This is a genomic window from Winslowiella toletana (assembly GCF_017875465.1).
In the GTDB taxonomy this organism is placed as follows: domain Bacteria; phylum Pseudomonadota; class Gammaproteobacteria; order Enterobacterales; family Enterobacteriaceae; genus Erwinia; species Erwinia toletana.
Genome location: NZ_JAGGMQ010000001.1, coordinates 1,009,250 through 1,033,016 on the forward strand (window position 1 = coordinate 1,009,250; position 23,767 = coordinate 1,033,016).

At 54.5% G+C, this 23,767-nt stretch carries 22 protein-coding genes and 2 tRNA genes; 14 read left to right on the forward strand and 10 right to left on the reverse strand.

The features are described 5' to 3' along the window. Nucleotides 1-44 precede the first annotated feature (44 nt). The 3 genes from J2125_RS04715 to ypdK all read left to right on the forward strand — a co-directional run bounded on the left by J2125_RS04715 (nucleotide 45) and on the right by ypdK (nucleotide 2,953). A complete protein-coding gene (locus J2125_RS04715; protein WP_017803320.1) occupies nucleotides 45-1,649 on the forward strand; it encodes an MFS transporter in 1,605 nt (534 codons plus the stop codon). A gap of 2 nt (nucleotides 1,650-1,651) precedes the next feature. Continuing rightward, nucleotides 1,652-2,680, forward strand: coding sequence for an HlyD family secretion protein (locus J2125_RS04720; RefSeq protein WP_026112017.1), 1,029 nt, complete (start codon nucleotides 1,652-1,654; stop codon nucleotides 2,678-2,680). A 201-nt stretch (nucleotides 2,681-2,881) separates the two neighbouring features. Then, a complete protein-coding gene (gene ypdK / locus J2125_RS04725) occupies nucleotides 2,882-2,953 on the forward strand; it encodes a membrane protein YpdK (RefSeq protein ID WP_100229662.1) in 72 nt (23 codons plus the stop codon). An 88-nt stretch (nucleotides 2,954-3,041) separates the two neighbouring features. Here ypdK and alaC read toward each other — a convergent pair whose 3' ends face one another. Continuing rightward, nucleotides 3,042-4,280 (reverse strand): alanine transaminase, encoded by a 1,239-nt coding sequence (alaC, locus tag J2125_RS04730; RefSeq protein WP_017803318.1) that lies wholly within the window; start codon nucleotides 4,278-4,280, stop codon nucleotides 3,042-3,044. A 119-nt stretch (nucleotides 4,281-4,399) separates the two neighbouring features. Next, the gene (locus J2125_RS04735) at nucleotides 4,400-4,927 is read right to left on the reverse strand and encodes a GNAT family N-acetyltransferase (RefSeq protein ID WP_017803317.1); all 528 of its coding nucleotides are present in this window, start codon (nucleotides 4,925-4,927) and stop codon (nucleotides 4,400-4,402) included. A 137-nt stretch (nucleotides 4,928-5,064) separates the two neighbouring features. Between J2125_RS04735 and J2125_RS04740 the strand changes: the two genes are divergently transcribed. The 3 genes from J2125_RS04740 (at nucleotide 5,065) to J2125_RS04750 (ending at nucleotide 8,915) form a co-directional block, all read left to right on the forward strand. Next, entirely contained in the window at nucleotides 5,065-6,306 is a 1,242-nt protein-coding gene (locus tag J2125_RS04740) for a DUF1479 domain-containing protein (protein ID WP_017803316.1), read from the forward strand. Between the two features lie 161 nt (nucleotides 6,307-6,467). After that, nucleotides 6,468-8,150, forward strand: coding sequence for a LytS/YhcK type 5TM receptor domain-containing protein (locus J2125_RS04745; RefSeq protein WP_040462562.1), 1,683 nt, complete (start codon nucleotides 6,468-6,470; stop codon nucleotides 8,148-8,150). A gap of 27 nt (nucleotides 8,151-8,177) precedes the next feature. Beyond that, nucleotides 8,178-8,915: a LytR/AlgR family response regulator transcription factor gene (locus J2125_RS04750; protein WP_026112015.1), complete on the forward strand. Its 738-nt coding sequence runs from the start codon at nucleotides 8,178-8,180 to the stop codon at nucleotides 8,913-8,915. A 45-nt stretch (nucleotides 8,916-8,960) separates the two neighbouring features. Here J2125_RS04750 and glk read toward each other — a convergent pair whose 3' ends face one another. Continuing rightward, nucleotides 8,961-9,926 carry a glucokinase gene (gene glk / locus J2125_RS04755; protein WP_017803313.1) on the reverse strand — a complete coding sequence of 322 codons (966 nt, stop codon included), beginning with the start codon at nucleotides 9,924-9,926 and terminating at the stop codon, nucleotides 8,961-8,963. Nucleotides 9,927-10,206: 280 nt separating this feature from the next. Between glk and mgrA the strand changes: the two genes are divergently transcribed. After that, nucleotides 10,207-11,196 (forward strand): L-glyceraldehyde 3-phosphate reductase, encoded by a 990-nt coding sequence (gene mgrA / locus J2125_RS04760; RefSeq protein ID WP_017803312.1) that lies wholly within the window; start codon nucleotides 10,207-10,209, stop codon nucleotides 11,194-11,196. A 159-nt stretch (nucleotides 11,197-11,355) separates the two neighbouring features. Beyond that, nucleotides 11,356-11,709, forward strand: a complete 354-nt coding sequence (locus J2125_RS04765) for a DUF2502 domain-containing protein (RefSeq protein WP_017803311.1) — start codon at nucleotides 11,356-11,358, stop codon at nucleotides 11,707-11,709. 54 nt (nucleotides 11,710-11,763) lie between these two features. Here the strand turns inward: J2125_RS04765 and J2125_RS04770 are convergent, their stop codons facing one another. Both J2125_RS04770 and J2125_RS04775 read right to left on the reverse strand, forming a co-directional pair. Next, the gene (locus tag J2125_RS04770; protein WP_017803310.1) at nucleotides 11,764-12,498 is read right to left on the reverse strand and encodes a carbonic anhydrase; all 735 of its coding nucleotides are present in this window, start codon (nucleotides 12,496-12,498) and stop codon (nucleotides 11,764-11,766) included. A gap of 256 nt (nucleotides 12,499-12,754) precedes the next feature. Continuing rightward, a complete protein-coding gene (locus J2125_RS04775; protein WP_026112014.1) occupies nucleotides 12,755-13,993 on the reverse strand; it encodes an Nramp family divalent metal transporter in 1,239 nt (412 codons plus the stop codon). A 361-nt stretch (nucleotides 13,994-14,354) separates the two neighbouring features. Between J2125_RS04775 and J2125_RS04780 the strand changes: the two genes are divergently transcribed. Next, nucleotides 14,355-15,539 (forward strand): NupC/NupG family nucleoside CNT transporter, encoded by a 1,185-nt coding sequence (locus J2125_RS04780; RefSeq protein WP_017803308.1) that lies wholly within the window; start codon nucleotides 14,355-14,357, stop codon nucleotides 15,537-15,539. Between the two features lie 30 nt (nucleotides 15,540-15,569). On the opposite strand, the gene J2125_RS04785 is transcribed toward J2125_RS04780, so the two are convergent. Further along, nucleotides 15,570-15,983 (reverse strand): putative T6SS immunity periplasmic lipoprotein, encoded by a 414-nt coding sequence (locus tag J2125_RS04785; protein ID WP_338116592.1) that lies wholly within the window; start codon nucleotides 15,981-15,983, stop codon nucleotides 15,570-15,572. A gap of 321 nt (nucleotides 15,984-16,304) precedes the next feature. On the opposite strand from J2125_RS04785, the gene J2125_RS04790 reads away from it, so the two are divergent. From J2125_RS04790 to J2125_RS04810, 5 genes are all read left to right on the forward strand, one after another. Continuing rightward, nucleotides 16,305-17,213: a LysR family transcriptional regulator gene (locus tag J2125_RS04790; protein WP_017803305.1), complete on the forward strand. Its 909-nt coding sequence runs from the start codon at nucleotides 16,305-16,307 to the stop codon at nucleotides 17,211-17,213. A gap of 106 nt (nucleotides 17,214-17,319) precedes the next feature. Then, nucleotides 17,320-18,405 carry an LLM class flavin-dependent oxidoreductase gene (locus J2125_RS04795; protein ID WP_017803304.1) on the forward strand — a complete coding sequence of 362 codons (1,086 nt, stop codon included), beginning with the start codon at nucleotides 17,320-17,322 and terminating at the stop codon, nucleotides 18,403-18,405. Further along, complete coding sequence (locus J2125_RS04800) at nucleotides 18,405-19,388, forward strand: ABC transporter substrate-binding protein (RefSeq protein WP_017803303.1); 984 nt, start codon at nucleotides 18,405-18,407, stop codon at nucleotides 19,386-19,388. The genes J2125_RS04795 and J2125_RS04800 overlap by 1 nt, the downstream gene beginning before the upstream one ends. Beyond that, nucleotides 19,385-19,975, forward strand: coding sequence for a cysteine dioxygenase family protein (locus J2125_RS04805; protein WP_017803302.1), 591 nt, complete (start codon nucleotides 19,385-19,387; stop codon nucleotides 19,973-19,975). Before J2125_RS04800 ends, J2125_RS04805 begins: the two co-directional genes overlap by 4 nt. Beyond that, nucleotides 19,968-21,596: a rhodanese homology domain-containing protein gene (locus J2125_RS04810; RefSeq protein ID WP_209499470.1), complete on the forward strand. Its 1,629-nt coding sequence runs from the start codon at nucleotides 19,968-19,970 to the stop codon at nucleotides 21,594-21,596. The genes J2125_RS04805 and J2125_RS04810 overlap by 8 nt, the downstream gene beginning before the upstream one ends. 57 nt (nucleotides 21,597-21,653) lie before the next feature. On the opposite strand, the gene J2125_RS04815 is transcribed toward J2125_RS04810, so the two are convergent. The 4 genes from J2125_RS04815 to J2125_RS04830 all read right to left on the reverse strand — a co-directional run bounded on the left by J2125_RS04815 (nucleotide 21,654) and on the right by J2125_RS04830 (nucleotide 23,675). Beyond that, nucleotides 21,654-21,836, reverse strand: a complete 183-nt coding sequence (locus tag J2125_RS04815; protein WP_017803300.1) for a hypothetical protein — start codon at nucleotides 21,834-21,836, stop codon at nucleotides 21,654-21,656. Nucleotides 21,837-22,398: 562 nt separating this feature from the next. After that, entirely contained in the window at nucleotides 22,399-22,962 is a 564-nt protein-coding gene (locus J2125_RS04820; protein ID WP_017803299.1) for a hypothetical protein, read from the reverse strand. 517 nt (nucleotides 22,963-23,479) lie between these two features. Next, a tRNA-Ala gene (locus tag J2125_RS04825) sits at nucleotides 23,480-23,555 on the reverse strand. 44 nt (nucleotides 23,556-23,599) lie between these two features. Continuing rightward, nucleotides 23,600-23,675: transfer RNA gene (locus J2125_RS04830), tRNA-Ala, on the reverse strand. Nucleotides 23,676-23,767: the final 92 nt, after the last annotated feature.

Genomic DNA, 23,767 nt, shown 5'->3' on the forward strand with positions numbered 1-23,767 from the left:
AATACAGTGCATCAAATATAAGAATTTATTATGGAGCATCTGCTATGAACGGCCAGCCCGCTGCGGCTCCGGTCCCCCATCCTTTTACTCTGCGCCTGGCGCTGGGTTTAGTCGGGGTGCTGATCGCAGCGCTCACCTCGGGTTTAAACGATCGCGTTACTGATATCGCGCTGGCGGACGTGCGTACAGCACTCGGCATCGGCTTTGACCAGGGCAGCTGGATTATTGCGGTATATCAGGCAGCCGAAGTCGCGGCAATGATGATTGCCCCCTGGTTTGCCGTGACCCTGTCGCTACGACGTTTTACCGTCGGCGTGGCAACTGGCTTTGCGCTGACTGGCGCACTGCTGCCGTTTGCCACTGACCTGCCGCTGTTTATAGCTCTGCGGACGCTACAGGGGATTTTTGGCGGTGCGTTGCCGCCGATGCTGATGACCGTCGCCCTGCGCTTTCTGCCGCCGCCGATCAAACTGTTTGGTTTAAGCGCCTATGCCTTAACCGCGACCTTCGGCCCCAATATGGCCGCTTCACTGGCGTCATTCTGGACCGATGCGGTTGGCTGGCAGTTTGTTTTCTGGCAGGTGCTGCCACCGATGCTGATCGCTGCGGTGCTGATTAGCTGGGGACTGCCACAGGATCCCACCCGCTTTGAACGTCTTAAGCAGATCGACCTGTTTGGTATGCTGACCGGTTGTAGCGGTATGGCGCTGCTGGTGATGGCGCTGGTGCAGGGCGAACGACTTGACTGGTTTAACTCACCATTAATCAGCGCCATGCTGCTGAGCGCCTGCGCCCTGCTGATAGTGTTTCTGATTAATGAATGGTTCCATCCGCTGCCGCTGTTCCGTTTACAGATGCTGGCGCGTAAAAATCTGGCGCACGGCTTACTGGTGCTGGCCGGGGTACTGACCGTGGCGCTTTCCGGTTCGGCGCTGCCTTCCGCTTATTTCGCCCAGGTGGAGGGATTCCGCACCCTGCAGTTTGCGCCACTGGCGCTGACCATCGGCCTGCCACAGCTGATTATTGCCCCGCTGATTGCCGCGCTGCTAAATCTGCGCTGGATTGACTGTCGCTGGGTACTGACCTGTGGCGCCGCACTGATGGCAGGCTCCTGTCTGATGGGCGCGCAGCTGACCAGCGACTGGGCGCGGGAAAATTTCTGGCTAATCCAGATGATGCAGGCTTTTGGTCAGCCGATGATGATTATTCCGGTGCTGATGAGCGCCACCAGCGTGGTGTTGCCGCCAGAAGGCCCTTTTGCTTCAGCGATGTTTAATACCGTACGTGGTTTCTCCAGTGTCGCAGCCGGCACGCTGGTGGAGTGCTTCCTTAGCCACCGCGAGAAAATCCACTCACATAACCTGCTCGATCAGGCCGCCAGTCGCGCCTGGCTAATGAGCGCCGAGTCATCAGCCACTGCCAGCGCATCAGCGCCGCTGCTGCCCGATGGCAGTATCAGTTCCAGTGAAAATATTGGCCACTTCGCCACGCTGGTGAAACATCAGGCGATGGTACTGAGCATCAGTGACAGCTATCTGATGCTGATTAGTTTTGCCATCCTGTTGGTACTGCTTACCGCCTGGCTGCCAAAACGCGTCTGGCCGCCACAAACCCTTATTCAACCTGTCACGCACACCCCGGGAAAATGATTATGCGTTTCACACCTGCAAAACGAACTCTGCTGCTGGCTCTGTTGCTGGTCATTCTGCTGACGATGGCGCTGTTTACCTGGTCCACGCTGCATCGCAATAACTATCGCACCAATGATGCTTATATCACTGCCGATTACACGCTGGTGGCGCCAAAGATCGCTGGCTATATCGCCAGCGTTAACGTCAGCGATAACCAGCAGGTCAAAGCGGGCGATCTGCTGGCAACGCTCGACGATCGTGACTATCGGGTCGCGCTGGAAACCGCCGAGGCGAACCTGCAAATCAGCAACGCCAGGCTCACCAGCATTGAAGCCCAGCTGGAACAGCAGCAGGCGGTAATTAATCAGAAGCGCGCAGCGGTGACCTCAAGCCAGGCAACCCTGAGCTACGCCGGTCAGAATGCCGATCGCTATCGCCGTCTGTTAACCACCGGTACCGCGACGGCTGACGAACAGCAGAAAGCCAGCTCCACCATGCGTTCCGCCGCCGCTCAGGTGCAGCAGGATCAGGCCGCAGTGGTGGCCGCCGATAAAGAAGTGGGAATTTTGCAGGCCAGCATCAAACAGGCGCATGCGGATATTGCCGCGGCTCAGGCCAGCGTCGATCAGGCGCAGCTGAACCTCTCCTACACCCGCATCACCGCACCGGTGAATGGCACAGTGGGTCAGCGCGCAGTCCGTCAGGGCGCATTTGTTTCCGCGGGCACCCGCTTACTGGCGGTGGTGCCGTTACAGCAAAGCTATGTGATCGCTAACTTCCTCGAAACCCAGCTGGCGAATGTTCATAGCGGCCTGCCGGTCAGCATTACTGTCGATGCCCTGCCCGGCGCGGAGTTCCGTGGCCATGTTGACAGTGTAGCGCCCGCCACCGGCAGCACGTTCTCGGCAATTACCGCGGATAACGCCACCGGTAACTTCACCAAAGTGGTTCAGCGCCTGCCGGTGAAAATCGTGCTGGAACCCGGCCAGCCGGACCTTCCACGCCTGCGCGTCGGCATGTCAGTCGTACCGCATATTCTGGTTAATTAAACGTGAAGAGTGTCGCAGAATAAGTCTGTTTATTTTGCTGAGCTTTCAGCGTAGATTAGTCGCGATCCTGCTTCGGGTTACCTGGAGCGACCCGGGATGAAAGCGTGATGCACCTTAATAAGCACATCTTTCACTCCCGTTCTGTTTGTGTTGCGCAGGTCTGGGATCGCCGTTGTCGCAGCCGATCAGAGGAGTTATCTGGTGAAATACGCTTTAATGGGAATCTCTTTCTTCCTGTTGATCTGGGTTGGCACCTTTGTGCTGATGGTTTAAAGGCGGCATTAAGCCTCCATTACCTTGCAGTGGCGGCGTTCTCGCCGCCCGTGTCAACGGGAGCCGAAAACGGCTCCCCGGGAATGTTTCAGATAGCCTGATTTTCCGCACTGTTCACCGTTCCCGGCAGAATACCGTCGGCGCGGAACATCGCTTTAATCCCTCTTACCGCCTGACGAATGCGATCGCTGTTTTCAATCAGCGCAAAGCGCACATGGGTATCACCATAATCGCCAAAACCAATACCTGGCGAGACGCACACTTTCGCTTCCTGCAGCATATGTTTGGCAAACTCCAGCGAACCTGAGTGCGCATAGTGATCGGGAATTTTCGCCCAGACATACATTGATGCTTTCGGCAATTCCACCATCCAGCCTGCTTCGTGCAGACCTTTCACCAGCACATCGCGCCGCCGCTTATACTGTTCGGCAATATCACGCACGCACTGCTGATCGCCTTCCAGCGCAGCAATCGCCGCCACCTGCAGCGGGGTGAACGTGCCGTAATCGTGATAGCTTTTAATTCGCGCCAGCGCATTAACCAGTTCTTTGTTACCGACCATAAAGCCGATACGCCAGCCCGCCATATTGTAGCTTTTCGACAGGGTAAAGAACTCCACCGCCACATCACGCGCACCCGGCACCTGCATAATCGATGGGGCTTTCCAGCCGTCGTAGACAATATCAGCATACGCCAGATCGTGGATCACCAGCACGTTGTACTGTTTCGCCAGCGCAATCACACGCTCGAAAAAGTCCAGTTCAACGCACTGCGCCGTCGGGTTGGACGGAAAACCAAGAACCATCATTTTCGGTTTTGGATAGCTTTCGCGGATTGCGCGCTCCAGCTCATTAAAGAAGTCGACGCCTTCCACCAGCGGCACCGAACGCACCTGCGCACCGGCAATCACTGCGCCATAGATATGGATCGGATAGCTGGGATTGGGCACCAGCACCGTATCGCCATGATCCAGCGTCGCCAGCATCAGGTGCGCCAGCCCCTCTTTGGACCCGATGGTGACAATTGCTTCTGATTCAGGATCGATATCCACCTGATAACGATCGGCGTACCAGCGTGAGATCGCGCGACGTAAACGCGGAATACCGCGTGAGGTTGAATAACCATGGGTATCTTCGCGCTGGGCGACAGTACAGAGTTTTTCCACGATATGCGGCGGCGTGGGGCCATCCGGATTGCCCATACTGAAATCGATAATATCTTCGCCGCGCCGACGCGCAGCCATTTTCAGTTCAGCAGTGATGTTAAAAACATAGGGGGGAAGGCGTTCAATACGGGAAAAACGGCGAGTTGAGCTGTTGTCAGCCATAGCATCCTCTGATTTACGTAAGCGCCCGGACCGTCCGAGCGACGCTGACCACTGTGGTGGTCGAGGATTGAACATATCGCACTCTTTCCCGGCCTGTCGAGAGGCAGGATAAAATTTTTTTAACTGACGTTATTCAGCCGGCCGAATACCCAATCGTTTACCCACTGCTCACGTAACAGATAATTATCCCGTAGTGTGCCTTCCAGCAGAAAACCATTTTTCTCCAGCACCCGGCGTGACGCCCAGTTGCCCTCCACCACCGAGGCGGTGAGTTTATGAAACTCACACTCGTTGCTGAGAAACTGACAGAGCGCCGCCAGCGCTTCACTGGCGTAGCCGTGGCCCCAGTGCGCGGTCAGCAGCGAGTAGCCGACTTCCACCTGACGATGCGGCAGCCATGACGGGTTGGCGCCGAGCATCCCCACCGCTTCACCGCTCGCCTGCAAACGAATCACCAGGCACAGCATATGGTAACTGGTGGTTTGCCAGGGGGCGAGACGCTCGTTAAAGCGCTGATGCACATCACTCACGGTCGGAATCGCGCCGATCCAGCGCATAATCGCCCGATCGTTATGCACCGCCTGAAACAGTTGCCAGTCTTCCGGCTGCAATTTGCTTAGCCGCAGCCGCTCGGTTGTCAGATGCATATCACTCTCTCTAAAACGGGAAGTTTCATTTTAAACCCAGCCCTGTTTAATTCCGCTTTTTTGCGTTGTGATAAACGCGGAACTGAGCCGTATATAACAACACTCTTCTTACCCTGCCAATAACTGGAGAACATCTTATGTCATCTCTGCATATCGACGATATCCCTGCGGCCATCCGCGCGATAAAAACTAAACTACGCCGCGAGTTACCCGATTACCGTGCAGTGTTCCGCCAGGTTGAAGCGGATATGCAACAGCAGATTAACGCCCTGCACAACGCGCAGGCCAGCGGCGAGCATCCGGTGCCACAGCTGGAGGCTGAAGACATTATTCAGGGTCGCATCAGCGTCCAGCAAAAACAACAGATTCGTCAGCGCGGTTGCTGTACTGTGCGCGGCGTCTTTCCCCGGCAGCGCGCCAGTCAGTGGAATCAGCAAGTGGGCGATTATCTGCAAAGCAATAACTTCGTTGAGCGCCTGAAACATGCGGCGGAGGATAACTACTTTGGCGATCTGCAGGCCGCTAAACCGCAAATCTACGGCATCTACTGGTCGAGCCCGCAGGTGGAAGCGCGCCAGGACGCGCGGATGAATGCAGTACAGGTGTTTCTTAACGCCTTGTGGCTGAGTGAAAGCCACGGTGTGCAGCATTTTGACCCGCAGCGGGTGGTGACTTATGCCGATCGCACCCGTCGCCGTCCACCCCACTCCAGCTCCCTCGGACTGTCGCCGCATGTTGATGGCGGCTCGATTGAGCGCTGGCTGGATGAGAATTTCCGTTATGTTTATCGCCAGATTTTTAACGGCAACTGGCAGCAGTACAACCCGTTTGATGCCGAAAAGCGCACTGAAGTACGCGAATTCCCGTCCCCTGCTGTCTGCTCAATGTTCCGCACCTTTCAGGGCTGGACCGCGCTGACACCGCAGCGCAAAAATGGCGGCACCCTGCGTCTGCTGCCGGTGGCCAACGCGATGGCCTATATTCTGCTGCGCGCGTTGCAGGACGATGTCGCCGAAGACGATCTGTGCGGCGCCGCGCCGGGACGCGCGCTTTCGGTCAGCGAAAAATGGCATCCCCTTTTAGTGAGTAGGATTTCCTCAATTCCTGATATGGAGCCGGGTGACACCGTTTTCTGGCACTGTGATGTGATTCATGCAGTGGAGAATGAGCATCAGGGTGAGTTCGACAGCAATGTGATGTATATCGCCGCCGCGCCATGGTGTGAGAAAAATGCGGCTTATCTGCAACGCCAGTGGCCAGCATTTGTTGAAGGCCGCTCGCCGCCGGATTTTGCCGCCGATGATTTCGAGGTGGATTTTGCTGGCCGTGCCGGAGAAGGGGTGCTGACGGCATTGGGTAAATCACAACTGCGCGGATAAGGTAGCCACGGGCGGCGAAAACGCCGCCCCTACGGGCAAAATTGATCTAAACCGCCTTTCCGCCACACTTCTGCGTGCTTGCTGGCACATTACCGTTAGTTTCCTTATTATTGGGACTTCAGCCTTAGCCTTGCGGGATGCCTGTGCAATCCATTTTCGATATGCTGCTGGCGGTTTTTGACCGCGCGGCGCTGATGCTTATCAGCCTGTTCTTTATGACCCGTACCCGTCAGTTTCGTCAGTTACTGCAAAAAGATGAGCATTCGCGTCAGGAGCTGATTGCGGTCACCGCCATCTTCTCGCTCTTTGCCCTGTTCAGTACCTGGACCGGTATCAATGTCGATGGCTCGCTGGTCAATGTGCGGGTGATCGCTGTGATGTCCGGCGGTATTCTGTTTGGCCCCTGGGTCGGTATCGCTACCGGCGTGATTGCCGGCGTACACCGCTTTCTGATCGATATCGATGGCGTCACCTCAGTACCCTGCTTAATTACCAGTATTGCCGCCGGTTTTATCTCCGGCTGGATCAATCTTAAAGTGGCGAAAGATAAACAGTGGAGCGTCGGCATCTTCGGCGGCATGCTGTGTGAATCGCTGACCATGCTGTTGATTGTGGTATGGGCGGAACCTAAATCGCTGGGACTGGCGATTGTCTCAGAAATTGCCATTCCTATGATCCTCGGTGCAGTATGCATCGGCTTAATCGTACTGCTGGTGCAGAGCGTCGAAGGAGAAAAAGAGGCGATTGCCGCACGCCAGGCCAAGCTGGCACTGGATATCGCTAACAAAACCCTGCCGCTGTTTCGCCAGGTCAACAGCCAGTCGTTGCGTAAAGTGTGCGATATTATTCGCAGTGATATCGATGCAGATGCCGTGGCAATGACCAATAAAAACCAGATCCTCGCCTACGTGGGGTTTGGTGAACATAACTATCGCGACGGCGACGATGGCATCAGCCCGACCACTGCGCTGGCGATCTCCAGCGGCAAAATCATCATTAAAAATAATGATGAGGCCCATCGTACCCCGGAAATTCACTCCATGATCGTGATTCCGCTGCGCGAGCAGGGCGAAGTAACCGGCACGCTAAAAATTTACTATCGCCATGCGCACCGTATCACCTGGTCGCTAAAAGAGATGGCGGTGGGACTGTCGCAGATTATCTCTACCCAGCTGGAAGTCTCGCGTGCCGAACAGCTGCGCGAGATGGCGAATAAAGCCGAGCTGCGCGCGCTGCAAAGCAAAATTAACCCCCACTTTCTGTTTAATGCGCTGAACGCCATCTCGGCGTCGATTCGCCTGAATCCGGACACTGCACGGCAGCTGGTGATTAACCTGTCGCGCTATCTGCGTTATAACCTTGAGCTGAACGACGACGATGCGATCGACATTAAAAAAGAGCTGTATCAGGTGAAAGATTATATCGCCATCGAGCAGGCGCGTTTTGGCGATAAGCTGACGGTGATTTACGAGATTGACGAAGATGTCGCCTGCAAAGTCCCCAGCCTGTTGATTCAGCCATTAGTGGAAAACGCTATTGTGCATGGCATCCAGCCCTGTCGTGGTAAAGGGGTGGTGGTGCTGGCGGTACAGGATCAAGGCGACCGGGTGCGTATCTCGGTACGCGATACCGGCAACGGTATCAGTGATGAAGTGATCGCGCGGGTGGAAAATAATGAAATGCCCGGCAATAAAATCGGCCTGCTGAATGTGCATCACCGCGTACGCCTGTTATATGGCGAAGGGTTACAGATCTATCGTCTTAATCCTGGCACCGAAATTGCCTTCTATATCAGTAAAAATGGCAGTTCACTGCCTGAGAATAATGTCTCACTTTCGGTCTGACCGACCGCCGCTATCGGGGAAATGCCTGTGAATGCGATTATTGTTGAAGATGAGTTTCTGGCGCAGCAAGAGCTGAGCTGGCTGATTCAACAACATAGCCAGATAAAGATTGCCGCCAGCTTTGATGATGGCCTCGACGTGCTGAAATACCTGCAAAATCATCAGGTCGACGTTATCTTTCTCGATATTAATATTCCGTCGCTGGATGGCGTGCTGCTGGCGCAGAATATCAGTAAGTTTGCCCATAAGCCGCTGATTGTGTTTATCACCGCGTATAAAGAGCATGCGGTGGAAGCCTTCGAGCTGGAAGCATTTGACTACATTCTGAAGCCGTATCATGAGTCACGGATTGTCACCATGTTGCATAAGCTGGAGAGCAGCCACCAGCAGATCCAGCAGGCGCAAACCGCTGGCGCTCATGCGCCGCGCAATGCCGCGATGACCATTAATTTAGAGAAAGATGAGCGGATTATCGTCACCGATATTGATGATATCTATTATGCCGAAGCGCATGAAAAAATGACCTTTGTTTATACGCGTCGCGAAGAGTATGTGATGTCGATGAATATCACTGAATTTTGCAGCCGCCTGCCGGAGGAGTATTTCTTCCGCTGTCACCGCTCATGGTGCGTTAATCTGAGTAAGATCCGCGAGATTGAACCCTGGTTTAACAACACCTATATCCTGAAGCTGCGCGATCTGGATTTTCAGGTGCCGGTTAGCCGGAGTAAGGTAAAGGAATTCAGGCAGTTAATGCGATTATAACCGAAGCAACGCCCTCCCCGCTACGCGGAGAAGGCGTCTGGCGGTTTAAATTACGCGGCCCAGTTTCTGACGCAGATGAGCGCCAGCACCCAGCAGGCCCGGTTGATCGTGGGTGATCATATAGACCGGAATTTCTGATACATAATCTTTAAAACGACCTTTATCTTCAAACGCCGCACGGAATCCGGAAGCTTTAAAGAACTCAAGGAAACGTGGCACGATGCCACCGGCAATATACACGCCGCCAAAGGTGCCGAGCGTCAGCGCCAGGTTGCCGCCAAAACGCCCCATAATCACACAGAACAGCGACAACGCACGACGACAGTCGATGCAGCTGTCTGCCAGTGCGCGTTCACTGACATCACGCGGCTTCAGGTTTTCTGGTACACGGTCATCTGATTTAACAATCGCCCGATAGAGATTGACCAGCCCCATCCCGGAGAGCAGACGCTCGGCGGAGACGTGCCCCAGTTCCGGACGCAGAATTTCCAGAATCAGATCTTCTTCTTCGCTGTTTGGCGCAAAATCAACATGACCGCCTTCACCTGGCAGGCTGACCCAGCGCTGATCGACATGCACTAAATGCGCCACGCCCAGCCCGGTTCCGGCGCCATAGACCGCAATCGGACGATCTTTGATCGCCGCTTTACCGCCAAACTGAATGACATCCGCCGCGGTCAGCATCGGGATAGCCATTGATACTGCGGTAAAATCGTTGATCACTTCCAGATGTTGCAGACCCAGATTGGCCTTCATCTGTTTAATGGAAAATGCCCAGTCATGGTTGGTCATTTCAACCCAGTCTTCGGTGACCGGGCAGGCAATAGCGATGCAGCCGTCTTTGATATCCTGCTTCTGCTCATCAAGATAGACCCGAATCACTGCTTCAAGGTTGGCATATTCTGATGTCGGGAAAGTCTTAGCCTGTGAAACGCTGCCGGTCTCCAGTTCGCACAGGGCAAGGCGCGCGTTGGTGCCACCAACATCACCTACCAAAGCATATTTGGTCATTATTCTGCTGCTCCGTTTGAGTCAATGTGTACCACTATAAATTTCCCCCGATAAAACGACAACGCTCACCGGGAATAAAGGTGAGCGTGTAGTCAAAACTGCCAGCTTTAAAGGTGTATACCTTAACGGTACAGCGGCCTTCTGCACAGCGGCATCTTTCTGAATTCATCATCGCCGGAAAAATCTGTAAGTTGCGATCCCCCGCGCGGATCCAGTTAGTGTAAACGCATACACTGCTATGCTGTATCGGTTACTGACCCTCAATAAGCAGGATTAAAACATGCACTATCTTCCCGATGCCGGGCGCTATCAGCAGATGGAATATCGCCGCTGTGGACGCAGTGGCCTGAAACTTCCGGCAGTTTCTCTCGGTTTATGGCATAACTTTGGCGACACCACGCTGGTGGATAACAGTCGTAATCTGCTGCGCCACGCTTTTGATCGTGGCATTACCCATTTCGACCTCGCCAATAACTACGGCCCACCGCCGGGTTCGGCGGAAGAGAATTTTGGCCGTATCCTGCGTGAAGACTTCCGTCCGTATCGCGATGAGTTAGTTATCTCGTCGAAAGCGGGCTACACCATGTGGGAGGGGCCGTATGGTGACTGGGGTTCGCGTAAGTATCTGATTTCCAGCCTTGATCAGAGCCTGAAGCGGATGGGGCTGGAATACGTCGATATCTTCTATCATCACCGCCCGGATCCGGAAACACCGCTGGAAGAGACCATGGCAGCGCTGGATCATCTGGTGCGTCAGGGTAAAGCACTGTATGTGGCGATATCTAACTACCCGGCAGAAATGGCGGAACAGGCGATTGCCATTCTGCGCGATCTCGGCACGCCGTGCCTGATTCACCAGCCGAAATATTCAATGCTGGAACGCTCGCCAGAAGCCGGTCTGCTGGATGTGCTGCAGCAGGGTGGCGTTGGCAGTATCGCTTTCTCGCCCCTGGCGGGTGGTGTGCTGACCGATCGCTATTTACAGGGCGTACCTGAGGACTCGCGCGCCGCCAGCGGCAGCCGCTTCCTGAACAGCGACCAGCTGACTGAAGAGAAGATGGCGAAAGTGCGTCAGCTGAATCAGCTGGCCAGCGAACGCGGTCAGAAACTGTCCCAAATGGCGCTGGCATGGGTATTACGCGGCGACCGCGTCACCTCGGTATTAATTGGCGCCAGTAAAACCAGTCAGATTGATGATGCGGTCGGTATGCTGGCCAATCGTCACTTTAGCGATGCAGAGCTGCAACAGATTGACGCCATCTTAATGTAACCGTTTACCCGCCATCGACGATGGCGGGCTTTCCCGCCAGATAATTCTCAAATCAGACTTTCCTTACTCTTTTCAGAATCAGACATAATGCTAACCGCCCGCGCTGCCGATAGTCTTGCCTGACACAACGATGCGGTCAGTCGTTGATAAGGAGATAATATGAAACGTGCCATTATTTTTGCCGCCTTGCTGGCAAGCTTATCGCCTTTGGCTCTTCACACAGCACAAGCCAATAGCGCCGAAATCAATTTAGCCCCTGGTGTTACCCTGCATCTGGGCGATCGCGATAACCGCGGTCAGTACTGGGATGGTGGCCGCTGGCGTAACGATCGCTGGTGGCGCAATAATTATCGTTACAATGAGGGGCGCTGGTGGCGCCACGAAGAGTGGCGACGCCACCATGAATGGGAACGCCGGCGCGCTCATGAACGCGATCGTGAATGGAAGCATCATCAGCGCGATCGCCGCCATGAACGTCGCGACTGGGAACATCATCACCGCCACGACCATTAAGCGAAAAGGCAGGAACTGTGGTTCCTGCCTTTTTTGCGCAGAGCCAGAGCCTGGCTATAAAAATTCCACGCGTCCGCCATCCAGATGGTACATGCTGCCGACAATTTTTATTTTGCCCTCAGTTTCCAGTTTCTTCAGTACCGCACTGTGCTGGCGGATATTGTCGACGGTGATTTGCACATTGGTTTTTGCCACCGCATCGACGAAATCATAATTGTCGCCGCTTCTTTTTCCCTTATAGGCGGTTCTGGCAATCGCAGGTTTAATTTTACTAAGCAGGCCGGTGAGATTGCCCAGTTCTGCATTATTAATTGCCCCTTTCACCGCACCACAGGATGTATGCCCCATCACCAGCACCAGTCTGGCGCCCGCAACGGCACAGGCAAACTCCATACTGCCGAGAATATCCTCATTTTCGATATTGCCAGCGACGCGTGAATTAAAAGTTTCACCGATACCGGCATCCAGTAAAATCTCCGCCGGCGCACGCGAGTCAATACAACTTAAAATCACCGCCACCGGATATTGCCCGGCCCGGCTCTCGCGCTTCTGCGCCAGATAGTCGTGCTTTAACATTTTGCCTTCGCGGAAGCGCTGGTTTCCCTGACGGAAACGGGCGATGACCTCGTCGGGTGTCATTTTATCGCGCTGCTCTTTGCTCATTGCCGCAGCAAAAGAGACGGTGGTCAAGGTCAGCCCGGCGATGCCGCTGACAGCCAGTGCAGAGACTACCGCAATGTTCTTTAAGACCTTACGACGTTCGGGTTCGGTTGAATGTTGTTGGTTCATGGGTGCAGACCTCACAGTGTCGCAATTGGACGGTCGCCTCCCTTAAACGCTAATGGCCATGTTTAATGAAGGCATTGTGCCCCCATCCGGCTGGGAATAACCCCTGTAAGCAGATAGCAGACTGCATTTCCTGATGTTGTCGTTATATCTTCGTGCGAGGCACCGGGAACGGGACTCTCCCGGTGAAGAGAACCATGCTTACTCAGATAGCATAGTTCTCTTTTTTAAGATGAGCAGAAGCAGGGGAAAATATGGATTACAAACCTAACGCCATCCCCACCAGCAGGTAGAGATTCAGCGCCACCACCAGCAGCACAATCAGTTTTCCGGCGTTTTGCATCAGCCGCGAGTTAACCATATCGCCCATCAGCTCACGATTACCGGTAAAGGACAGCAGCGGCACCAGCGCCAGCGCAATGCCAAAGCTGAGCAGCACCTGGCTCATCACCAGAATGCGTGTCGGATCCCAGCCCGCCATAATGACGATAAACGATGGCAGCATGGTTACCACGCGCCGCACCCATAGCGGAATATGGAAGCGGATAAAGCCCTGCATCACCACCTGACCGGCGAGGGTGCCGACCACGGTAGATGACAGACCCGCCGCCACCAGACTCAGGCCAAACACTGTCGCCGCCGCGTGGCTCAGCAGCGGTTCCAGTGTCAGATAAGCTTGCTCGAGGTCGGCAATACCGGTATGGCCGCTAAAGTGGAATGCGGCGGCGGCGGTGGCCATCATCGCCAGGTTAACAAATCCGGCAATGGTCATGGCGATCGCCACATCCAGTTTGGTGGAAGAGTAGCGCTGCGCACGTGAATCTTTATCCCCGACCTGAGTCAGCGCCGAGTGCAGGTAGATCACGTGCGGCATAATGGTGGCGCCCAGCACCCCGGCGGCAAGGAAGACCGCATCCGACGTCGGCAACGACGGCAATGCCATGCCCTGCAGCAGATCGACCATCTTCGGCTGGGAAAAGAACAGCTCAACGATATATGCTGCCGCCACAAACAGCAGCAGACCGGCAATCACCAGCTCCAGCGGCTTTTGCCCGCGACTCTGTAACATCAGAATCAGGAAAGTAGCGATACCGGTCAGCACTGCGCCCTGCAACAGGGTGACCCCCAGCAGCAGCTTAAAACCAATCGCCGCGCCGATAAATTCCGCCAGGTCGGTCGCCATCGCGATAATTTCCGCCTGCACCCAATAGAGCCATACCGCCGGGCGCGGAAAGCGGTCACGAATATGTTCCGCCAGATTCTTACCGGTGGCGATTCCCAGTTTGGCCGACATCAGCTGGATCAGCATCGCCATCACATTGGCCCACACCACCACCCACAGCAATTTATAGCCGTAAGACGCGCCAGCCTGAATATTGGTGGCAAAGTTGCCGGGATCGATATAGCCGATAGCGGCAATAAATGCCGGTCCCAGCAGAGCCAGCTTCACTCTGCGAGCTCCGCGTGCTACCCGGTCCGCGGTGCGGCTTTCTAACATAGTGGTGACCCTTGCCTGAAAACGCTCGATTCACCTCAGCATAAGGATCCTCAAGCGTGATGGAATTCGATTATGGTTATCGCTGTGATAGCCAGCGCTATAAAGTATAGCCTTTGCTATATCACCAGTGACAATAAACCAAAGCTAAAAAATGAGCAATTGATTTCACTGTAAGTTAAACCGTTACGCTTAACAACCGTCGTTACGCCTGGTCGTAACGCTGAAAGATGTGATCCATCAGGCTTTTCTGAGCAACAGTTGTAATAGGTTATTATTATAATGTGGCGAAGATCTCGTTTTTGCGCGCGTCGTTACATAGAATACACAGCGAAATATAACCTGCCTCAAATTTGGAGCACACATGTCCCGCATTCTGCACTTTGCTTTGGCGCTGGGAGTTGTCGCGTTACTGGCCCTGTTGGTCAGCAGCGATCGCAAAAACATCCGCGTTCGTTTTGTCATACAGCTACTGGTTATTGAGGTTCTGCTTGCCTGGTTCTTCCTGAACTCGGAAATCGGCCTCGGATTTGTACAAGGCTTCTCGGAGCTATTTGAAAAACTGCTCAAATATGCAGCAGAAGGGACAAACTTTGTCTTTGGCGGCATGAACGATAAAGGCCTGGCGTTCTTCTTCCTGAACGTACTCTGCCCTATCGTGTTTATCTCGGCGCTGATTGGTATTCTGCAACACTTCCGCATTCTGCCGGTAGTTATTCGCGCGATCGGTACTGTGCTGTCGAAAATCAACGGCATGGGCAAGCTGGAATCCTTTAATGCGGTAAGCTCGCTGATTTTGGGACAATCAGAAAACTTTATCGCCTATAAGGATATTCTCGGCAAAATGTCGCAGCGTCGCATGTACACCATGGCGGCCACCGCAATGTCGACCGTATCAATGTCGATAGTCGGCGCTTATATGACTATGCTACAGCCGAAGTATGTGGTTGCCGCGCTGATCCTGAACATGTTCAGCACCTTTATCGTGCTGTCGCTGATTAACCCGTACCGTGTCGACAATGAAGAAGATCTGCAGCTCAGTAATGCGCATAAAGGCCAGAGCTTCTTTGAGATGCTGGGCGAATATATTCTGGCCGGTTTCAAAGTCGCGATTATCGTTGCCGCGATGCTGATCGGTTTTATCGCGCTGATTTCCGGTCTTAATGCGCTGTTTGCCGCCATTTTCGGTATCAGCTTCCAGGGCATCCTCGGCTATGTGTTCTTCCCGTTTGCCTGGGTGATGGGTGTTCCGGCCCATGAAGCGTTGCAGGTCGGCAGTATTATGGCCACCAAACTGGTTTCTAACGAGTTTGTCGCCATGATGGATCTGCAGAAAATCGCCGGTCAGCTGTCACCACGCGGTGAAGGCATCCTGTCGGTATTCCTCGTCTCATTTGCTAACTTCTCTTCTATCGGTATCGTTGCCGGTGCGATTAAAGGTCTGCATGAAGAACAGGGCAATGTAGTTTCCCGCTTTGGCCTGAAACTGCTGTACGGTTCAACGCTGGTAAGCGTACTGTCAGCATCGATTGCCGGTCTGGTACTGTAAGCCGCAGGGGCCAGGTTTAGCCTGGCCCCTTCAGTTAATCGGACTGACCTGCAACTGCTTGTCATGCTGCTGCGACACGGTAAATGAAGTGGTGAAAATCCTTGCCGGTTTACCTGTCTGCTGACTTGCCTGAGTTTCTAAATGCGCTGACACGCCATAGGAATGGCCCGATTCAAACCAATAACCATAAAGCGGGACACATTGATTCTGCGACAGATAAACAGGTTGTTCGGTAGCCGTTAAATATTTTCGCAGTCGTTTAGCGTCTCCAGTCCCCTCCACTTCCAGGGCAACAAGAAACTCCTCGTTTTCGGCCGGAACTAATACGCACACAGCATTATCCCTGACGACGACTTTGGCAGGATAAATTTTTGGCCTTGGGTCACCTGATTTACAGCCAGCAAGAAAAACCAGAAGTAGCAGCGGGGAATATTTAATAGACAGGTCACTTTTATGCCAGAAACGAAGAAAAGAGTACCTTGAGAATGAAAGGAAATCTGCCGCTTATTCCCCCTTCACCGCATTAAGATCAACAAAGCCCTTTGCCTCCACCGCATGGCAGCTGCCAGCCAGGGTGACCAGTAACAGAGATAAGGTGATCAGGGATTTTCTCACAGTCCGGCGCCTTAAAAAGAGAAACCCGAGCCTGCCACAGGTTTTGTTATAATCTAAATGCATTTTATGCCGGATAAACATGCTAAAAAATCATATTAAACTCCCCCGCGCCGCTCTATGCTGACACTTTCCCGACTGACGAAACAGGCTATGAAACTCGAAGACCTCCAGGCTTTTGTTACCCTGATCCAGCTGCAATCAACGCTGCAAACCGCGGCAAAACTGGGACTGACCCAACCCGCGGTGACGCGTCGCGTGCAGAATTTCGAAGAGTCACTTGGCGTGGTACTGCTGGATCGGCAGACCAGGCCGCTGCGCCCCACCACCGTCGGTTTGCAGGTTTATCAGCAGTGCCAGCGCATCGTCAGCGAGGTAGATAATCTGTTACAGCTGGTAGCCGATGATACGCCGCCGCAAGGCGTGCTGCGTCTCGGCATGCCGCACAGCCTCGCCGACGACAGCATGCTGCCCGCGCTGGCGCGGCTACAGCAGCGCTATCCCGATTTGCAGCCGCGTCTCAGCAGCGGCTGGGGTAATCAGCTGTTGCAGCAGCTGCAACAGGAACAGCTTGATGCTGCCCTGCTGCTGTTCCCCGCCAGTAAAGTTTTCCCGGAAAATCTGCTGGTGACAGCGCTGGGCAAAGTTGAACTGGCCATCGTCGCCGCTGACGACGGACAACCGCTGCCTGTGACGCTGGCCGACTGCTATGATCGCGGCTGGATCCTTAACCCGGATGGTTGCGGTTTCCGTGCGACAATTACCCGCGCACTGGCCGATCGCGGTTTGCCATTGCAGCTTAATATGGAAGTACAGGGCAGTGCTTTGCAGCTGGCGCTGATTGCCGCCGGGCGCGGACTGGGCATGATGCCGCGAATGCTGGTGGATCGCGCCCCCGCGTCGCTGCGGCTGAAGGTGGTGGAACTGAGGGATTTCACACCGCTTAGCGAGCTGTGGCTGGTGCAACGCACGCTGCCTGCCAGCCAGCTGGCGGCGCTCGCGCAGTTTGGCTGCGATATGGCGGCAGAATATGATTTGATGCCGTCAGCAGACAATAGCTAATTTTTATATTAGTAACGCACAATAATGAATTTCACACATATTAAAATCAGCTTTAGGGTGGGTTCTCTGCCGGATTTTCTCCGGCCGCTACCACGGAGAACCCCCTATGAGCATTCAGTTTCTCGGCATGATTGGCCATCGTCTGGCATCAGAAATCATTCCGGCCAGCGGCCCGCTGTTCGATAAAAACTATATTGCCGATTTCGCCCGTGCCCACGAGCAGGCGGGATTTGACCGCATCCTGGTAGGCTACTGGTCCGATCAACCGGACGGTTTTCTGGTTACCGCCCATGCCGCCGCCCATACTACGCGCCTGAAGTTTTTACTGGCGCACCGCCCCGGTTTTGTTTCCCCGACACTGGCGGCGCGCAAACTGGCGACGCTGGATAATCTGACCGATGGTCGTCTGGCGGTGCATATCATCAGCGGCGGCAGCGATAGCGAACAGCGCCGTGATGGCGATTACCTCGATAAAGCGCAGCGTTATGCACGCAGCGATGAGTTTCTTACTGTGCTGAAACAGAGTCTGGAGTCCGACACCCCTTACGATCATCAGGGAGCGTTTTATCAGGCGGAGCAGGCGTTTTCAGCCATCAAACCACAGCAGGCGCATCTGCCGGTTTACTTTGGCGGCTCGTCCACTGAAGCAATTGATGTCGCCTCGCGTCACGCTGATGTATTTGCGTTATGGGGCGAGCCGCTGGCCGGCGCCGCCGAGACGGTGAAAACGGTGCGCGCCGCAGCCGCCAGATATAACCGCCAGATTAAATTTAATATCTCCTTCCGCCCAATCCTCGGCAGCACGGAAAAAGAGGCCTGGGAGCGCGCCGAATATATCCGCGAAACCGCGCGCCAGCAGCTGGCAGCCAGCGACTTCCGCTTTGGTAAACCGAAGCCGCAGAGTGTGGGGGCGCAGCGCCTGCTGGCGGCGGCGAACCAGGGCGACCGCCTCGATAAGCATCTGTGGACCGGCATCGCTAAACTGGTCAGCGGCGGCTATAACTCAACGGCGCTGGTCGGTACGCCGGATCAGATTTCCGACGCGCTGCTTGAGTACTATGACCTTGGTATCGACAGTTTTCTGATCCGCGGCTTTGATCCGCTGAACGACGCCATCGAATATGGCAAGGAGCTGCTACCGCTGACGCGGGAGAAAGTGGACGCCAGACACGTTAGTGCAAGGAGCGCCTGATGAAGATCGGCTCGATAGTTGCGGCTATTTTGCTGAGTATCAGCGCCAGTAACGCACTGGCTGCCGGACAGGTGACGCTGCGTCTGGGTGATGTTAAAGGTGATCGGTTTGTGGCGCTGAAGGCATCGGGCCAGCTGGATAATCTGCCTTATCAGTTAAAACTCTCCTCATTTGATTCCGGCGCACCGGTGCAGGAAGCGCTGAATGCCGGTGCGCTGGATGTCGGCTTTACCGGCGATCTGCCGTTTCTGTTTGTTTATGCCGCGGGCGCGCCGGTAAAAGCGGTTGGCGCCTGGCAGAATAATCCCGACAGTATTGCGCTGTTAACCCGACCTGATAGCGGGATTAAGCAGCTGAGCGATCTGAAAGGTAAGCAGATTGCGGTTAATCGCGGTGGCTGGGGACACTATCTGATCCTCGGCCTGCTGGAACGCGCCGGACTGACGCAAAAGGATGTCACGCTGCGCTTCCTCGGTCCGGTGGATGGCCGCGCGGCGCTGGCCTCCGGCGCAGTGGACGCCTGGGCGCCGTGGGAACCCTATATCGCCACCTCAATACAGGTCGATGGCAGTCAGCGCGTGCCGCAGGGCGGCGGTAAAGGGATTATGTCCGGCTACTCCTATGCGCTGGCGCGCGAAGAGGCGATTAACGACCCGGCCAAACGTGCGGCAATCAGCGATCTGCTGGCGCGGCTGGCAAAAGCACAAATCTGGGCGCGACAGCATCCACAGCAGTTTGCCGCCACGCTGGGTAAAAGCCTGAAGATGCCCACCGCGATCACTGAAAAATGGATCGCCGATGCGCAGATCCGCCCGGTTAACTTTGATCAGCGGCTGGAGGTTACGCTGCAAAAATCCGCCGACTTCTTCCTTAAATATCAGGTGTTACCGAAAGCCGTCGACGTTAGCCAGGCCTTCGATTACAGCCTGGCTGGCGCGGCTAATCAGGTAGCAAAACAGCAACCGGGAGCGACGACACCATGAGTATTCTGCAATCACACCGCCTGCGTGACTTTGTTGGCGGGCTGGCGCAGTTGCTGGATGAGACCAGCGATGAAAGCCTGATTCTGCCGCGCGGCGCGCAGTTGCTGCAAAAGCTGATCCAGTACGATGACTGGCTGGATGAGGCTTTTACCCTGCCCGACCCCGCACGCTATCAGCAATATCTGCTGCATGCCGACGCGCGCCAGCGCTTCTCGGTAGTCAGTTTTGTCTGGGGAGCCGGTCAGTCGACGCCGGTACACGATCACCGCGTCTGGGGGTTAATTGGCATGCTGCGCGGCGCGGAGATTTCGCAAAGCTATCAGCGCGATGCCAGTGGCTTACAGCCCGCTGGCGCGCCGGTTCGCCTGGAGCCGGGCAACGTTGAATCGGTATCACCCAATACGCAGGATATTCATCGCGTCAGCAATGCGTTTAACGATCGCACCTCTGTCAGCATTCATGTTTATGGCGCCAATATCGGCGCGGTGCAGCGCGCCGTTTACCGCGAAGACGGCAGCGAAAAAGCGTTTATCTCCGGTTATAGCAACCGTTACTTGCCTAATATCTGGGATCTGTCACATGACTAATTTCTCTTATCAAACCCGCAGCAGCAGTGAGATCCGTCAGGCGCTACGTCAGCACCAGGAAGTGGCGCTGATTGATGTGCGCGAAGAGGCCGCCTTCGCCACCGGACATCCGCTGTTTGCCGCCAATATCGCGCTGTCGAAGCTGGAGCTGGAAATACTGAATCGCATCCCCCGTCTGAGCACACCGGTGACGCTATACGATAATGGCGAGGGGCTGGCGGAGGTGGCGGCACTGCGTCTCTCCGCAATTGGCTATCAGGATGTGGCGCTGCTGGAGGCCGGACTGGCGGGCTGGCGCAACAGCGGCGGCGAACTGTTTATTGATGTTAACTCACCGAGTAAAGCCTTTGGCGAGCTGGTAGAAAGCCGTAACCATACTCCATCGCTTTCCGCCGAACAGGTTAATGATCTGCTGCTACAGAATAAGGATGTGGTGGTACTCGACAGCCGACGCTTCGATGAGTATCACACCATGAGTATTCCGCGAGGCATCAGCGTGCCGGGGGCCGAACTGGTATTGCGCGTGCGCGATTTGGCGCCGTCGCCGTTAACCACGGTGATAGTTAACTGTGCTGGTCGTACCCGCAGTATTATTGGCACACAGTCGCTGGTTAACGCCGGTATCCGTAATCCGGTCTATGCCCTGCGCAATGGCACCATCGGCTGGACGCTGGCGGGACTGGCGCTGGAGCACGGGCAGAGTCGTCGCTATAGCGATGTCAGCGAAACCGCCCGGTTACAGGCGGCGAAGAGTGCGCGTAGCGTGGCCGACCGTGCAGGCGTGGCGCGAGCCAGCAAAACGCAGCTGGCAGAGTGGCAGCAGCAAAATACGCGCACGCTTTATCTGTTCGATGTGCGCGATGCTGATGAATATGCCGCCGGTCATTTTGCCGCCAGTCGTTCGGCACCTGGCGGTCAGCTGGTGCAGGAGACCGACCACTACGCCAGTGTACGCGGCGCACGCGTGGTGCTGATTGATTCCGAGGGTGTGCGCGCCAATCTGAGCGCCTCCTGGCTGGCCCAGATGGGCTGGGAAGTGTATGTGCTTGACGGGCTGACCGCGGCTGATTTTAGCGCCACAGGTAACTGGATCCCGGCAGTTCCGCCCCTGCCCGCACTGACTGAAATCGACACCGCAACCCTCACCGCCTGGCTACAGCAGGGCAATACGCAGCTGCTCGATTTTACCGCCAGCGCTAACTACGTGAATGGCCATATTCCCGGCGCCGCCTGGCTTCAGCGTTCATTGTTAACCGAACATGGCGCAGCAGCGCTGCCACCGGCGCAGCGCTATGTGGTGACCTGCGGCAGCAGCCTGCTGGCGCGTTACGCAGTGGCGGAACTGGAATCGCTTACCGGCAAACCGGTGTCGGTGCTTAACGGCGGCAATGCCGCGTGGCGGGCAGCAGAATTGCCGCTGGAAAGCGGAGAAACTCAGTTGCTGCAGGCGCGCACTGACCGTTATCGTCGGCCTTATGAGGGTACCACTAACTCCGCCGCAGCCATGCAGGCTTATCTGGACTGGGAGTATGGGTTGATTGCGCAGCTGGATCGCGATGGCACACACGATTTTACCGTGCTGGCGCAGCCGCAAAAGGCGAGTGCTGAACGGATATCCTGAATAGTGCAGGCCGGGTGCAGATCCGGCCTTACTGCGTAGCAGAGATTAAGTATGCGTTTATATCAACCAAAAAGTGACCGCAAACGCTAATGCTGCAAAAGCAACCGTCGAACGCCAGGCAAAAGCGGGCCACCAGGTTACGGCCAGCATGCCAAAAATAAGGATCAGCAGAATGGGGACAAATGTGCCTGCAAAGTATCTCAGCTGACGCTGCAACCATCCCTTGAAGAATTTTTTCATTAATTGATTAACCGCATGGCGCTGAGGCGATCAGGAAATACATAACTAAGGGGGAATTCCTGGGCACCGGTGTTAAAAAACGGCTGCGGTGATGACCATCAATAGGGAGAATAAGATAACCGGGTTGAGTAGCCTCGTCCATGCTCTGCAGCCCTGTCTGAATTTCTTAGCTCTGCACGCCCAGTTTAGCCAGTTTCTCTTTCATCTGGCGTGCACGCTTACAGACGGAAAAAGTTAGTCTTTAGGGTATATTCAACCTTTAGTTGAATATCTGCGGGAATGCATATAAAATTATTTAACGGATGGTTACAGGGATTTCGGCAGCGAGATCGCATCCCACTTCCTGGCAACAGGTTCGTCCATGACGGTAAAGTGTCCTGACCCGCCGAAAGGCGGCTGAGACCCCCGAAAGGGGGTCGCTACTTTTTAGGTTAGGCCTTATCAAACGTATTTACTACCATGTCCCTTACTCGCTCCCCGCCCCCCCTGTCCGTGCCCAGTTCGCTCTGTACTCAAGCCGCTAATTATTTGATACCGTGCACCGGTCTTTAATGCATAGCCGTTATTGGTGTCTGTTGTTGGCTTCTTTCGGCACGCGTGCATGTTTTTTTCTAGCTGCGGTGTCAGTCGCAACTTTAAAAAAACTAACTGAGTTATTCGGGATTACTTCACCCGGAGCCCCCGGACCCGTTCGGGCAAAAAAAGCTGACAGGATGTGCATCCGTAGCAGACGCTTCTCTTTATAAAACGCTATGCAAATCTTATATGGCTCAATCTGCCCCGTGGCACTATTCAGCATTTCCAGCGTAAAAAACTTCTCTGCCGTTGTCTGGAATAACTTCATCGCTGGTAGATTAGCCAAAATCTGGCGTATATGCTTTGACGCTTCGTAACGCTCCATGCAAATGGTCAGCTGCTCACGCCCGTCTTTATAGACAAGCGGAATATTGAAAGCCGTGACATCCTTCGCGAAGCAGTGAAGACCGTAAGTCACCACAAACCTGAAATCCTGCTTCTCACCTTTGTATGTGATCTCGTGTACGTCGAGGTGAGAAAGCGAGTACGACACTCCACCGTGCTCGAAGGGTTCCCAACTTTGGATTGAGTCTATTTGATACTTTGCCAATGTGTGTTATCCGCCACCAATTTAATGAGAGCGCTACCCATCTTTATACGGTAACGATTGACCAGATGTTACTGCTTAAACATCAAGCACATCAATATAAATTTGATATAAAACAGCGTGTTGCTCGATAAACTTGAACTTGAGCGGCGAAAAAACCTACAACGGCATGAGGTTTCACAAGATTAGCGTAACGAAAAAAATCAGAGTGATTTAAAATTCTGGAGAGTAATACTGTTTCATTTCGGGGGGATATCTGAGACGCTGGCTGGGCTTGCACTGGGTGTATGAGTATTCTGACCGCCATAAAACCTGTTTATCGCCTGCACTGTCATCACAACAGGCAGCATTAAAGAGGTATCGTGCTGAAATGCACTTCACTGAAAGTTTGTTGAACGAGATTTCAAAACAGCTGGCACGTCATTAGCATTCGAGTTGGCTATCTAAGCTCACTATGAAAAAACACGATGGCAGATTTTGAGAAAGGTATTAAGTAAACTGATAAAGATCAAAGAAGATTTGGTGGAGATAAGCGGGATCGAACCGCTGACCTCTTGCATGCCATGCAAGCGCTCTCCCAGCTGAGCTATACCCCCACTACAGAGATGCGTTTTTCAGTTCCAAATCTGCTGGATAGATTTGGTGGAGCTAAGCGGGATCGAACCGCTGACCTCTTGCATGCCATGCAAGCGCTCTCCCAGCTGAGCTATAGCCCCAAACCGAAAAACAGTGTCGTATCGACGGACGGCATAATATGAGACCGCCACCAGGGTGTCAACGGCAAATTGGTATTCTGTGGTCAATCGCT

What these genes read in the sequence shown, in the direction of transcription:
- J2125_RS04745 (WP_040462562.1), top strand. Translation starts at nt 6,468, where the DNA reads ATGCTGCTGGCGGTTTTTGACCGCGCGGCGCTGATGCTTATCAGCCTG.
- J2125_RS04805 (WP_017803302.1), top strand. Translation starts at nt 19,385, where the DNA reads ATGAGTATTCTGCAATCACACCGCCTGCGTGACTTTGTTGGCGGGCTG.
- J2125_RS04790 (WP_017803305.1), top strand. Translation starts at nt 16,305, where the DNA reads ATGAAACTCGAAGACCTCCAGGCTTTTGTTACCCTGATCCAGCTGCAA.
- J2125_RS04815 (WP_017803300.1), bottom strand. Translation starts at nt 21,836, where the DNA reads ATGAAAAAATTCTTCAAGGGATGGTTGCAGCGTCAGCTGAGATACTTT.
- J2125_RS04765 (WP_017803311.1), top strand. Translation starts at nt 11,356, where the DNA reads ATGAAACGTGCCATTATTTTTGCCGCCTTGCTGGCAAGCTTATCGCCT.
- J2125_RS04800 (WP_017803303.1), top strand. Translation starts at nt 18,405, where the DNA reads ATGAAGATCGGCTCGATAGTTGCGGCTATTTTGCTGAGTATCAGCGCC.
- J2125_RS04715 (WP_017803320.1), top strand. Translation starts at nt 45, where the DNA reads ATGAACGGCCAGCCCGCTGCGGCTCCGGTCCCCCATCCTTTTACTCTG.
- J2125_RS04795 (WP_017803304.1), top strand. Translation starts at nt 17,320, where the DNA reads ATGAGCATTCAGTTTCTCGGCATGATTGGCCATCGTCTGGCATCAGAA.
- J2125_RS04740 (WP_017803316.1), top strand. Translation starts at nt 5,065, where the DNA reads ATGTCATCTCTGCATATCGACGATATCCCTGCGGCCATCCGCGCGATA.
- J2125_RS04780 (WP_017803308.1), top strand. Translation starts at nt 14,355, where the DNA reads ATGTCCCGCATTCTGCACTTTGCTTTGGCGCTGGGAGTTGTCGCGTTA.
- mgrA (WP_017803312.1), top strand. Translation starts at nt 10,207, where the DNA reads ATGCACTATCTTCCCGATGCCGGGCGCTATCAGCAGATGGAATATCGC.
- J2125_RS04770 (WP_017803310.1), bottom strand. Translation starts at nt 12,498, where the DNA reads ATGAACCAACAACATTCAACCGAACCCGAACGTCGTAAGGTCTTAAAG.
- glk (WP_017803313.1), bottom strand. Translation starts at nt 9,926, where the DNA reads ATGACCAAATATGCTTTGGTAGGTGATGTTGGTGGCACCAACGCGCGC.
- J2125_RS04720 (WP_026112017.1), top strand. Translation starts at nt 1,652, where the DNA reads ATGCGTTTCACACCTGCAAAACGAACTCTGCTGCTGGCTCTGTTGCTG.
- J2125_RS04810 (WP_209499470.1), top strand. Translation starts at nt 19,968, where the DNA reads ATGACTAATTTCTCTTATCAAACCCGCAGCAGCAGTGAGATCCGTCAG.
- J2125_RS04735 (WP_017803317.1), bottom strand. Translation starts at nt 4,927, where the DNA reads ATGCATCTGACAACCGAGCGGCTGCGGCTAAGCAAATTGCAGCCGGAA.
- alaC (WP_017803318.1), bottom strand. Translation starts at nt 4,280, where the DNA reads ATGGCTGACAACAGCTCAACTCGCCGTTTTTCCCGTATTGAACGCCTT.
- J2125_RS04775 (WP_026112014.1), bottom strand. Translation starts at nt 13,993, where the DNA reads ATGTTAGAAAGCCGCACCGCGGACCGGGTAGCACGCGGAGCTCGCAGA.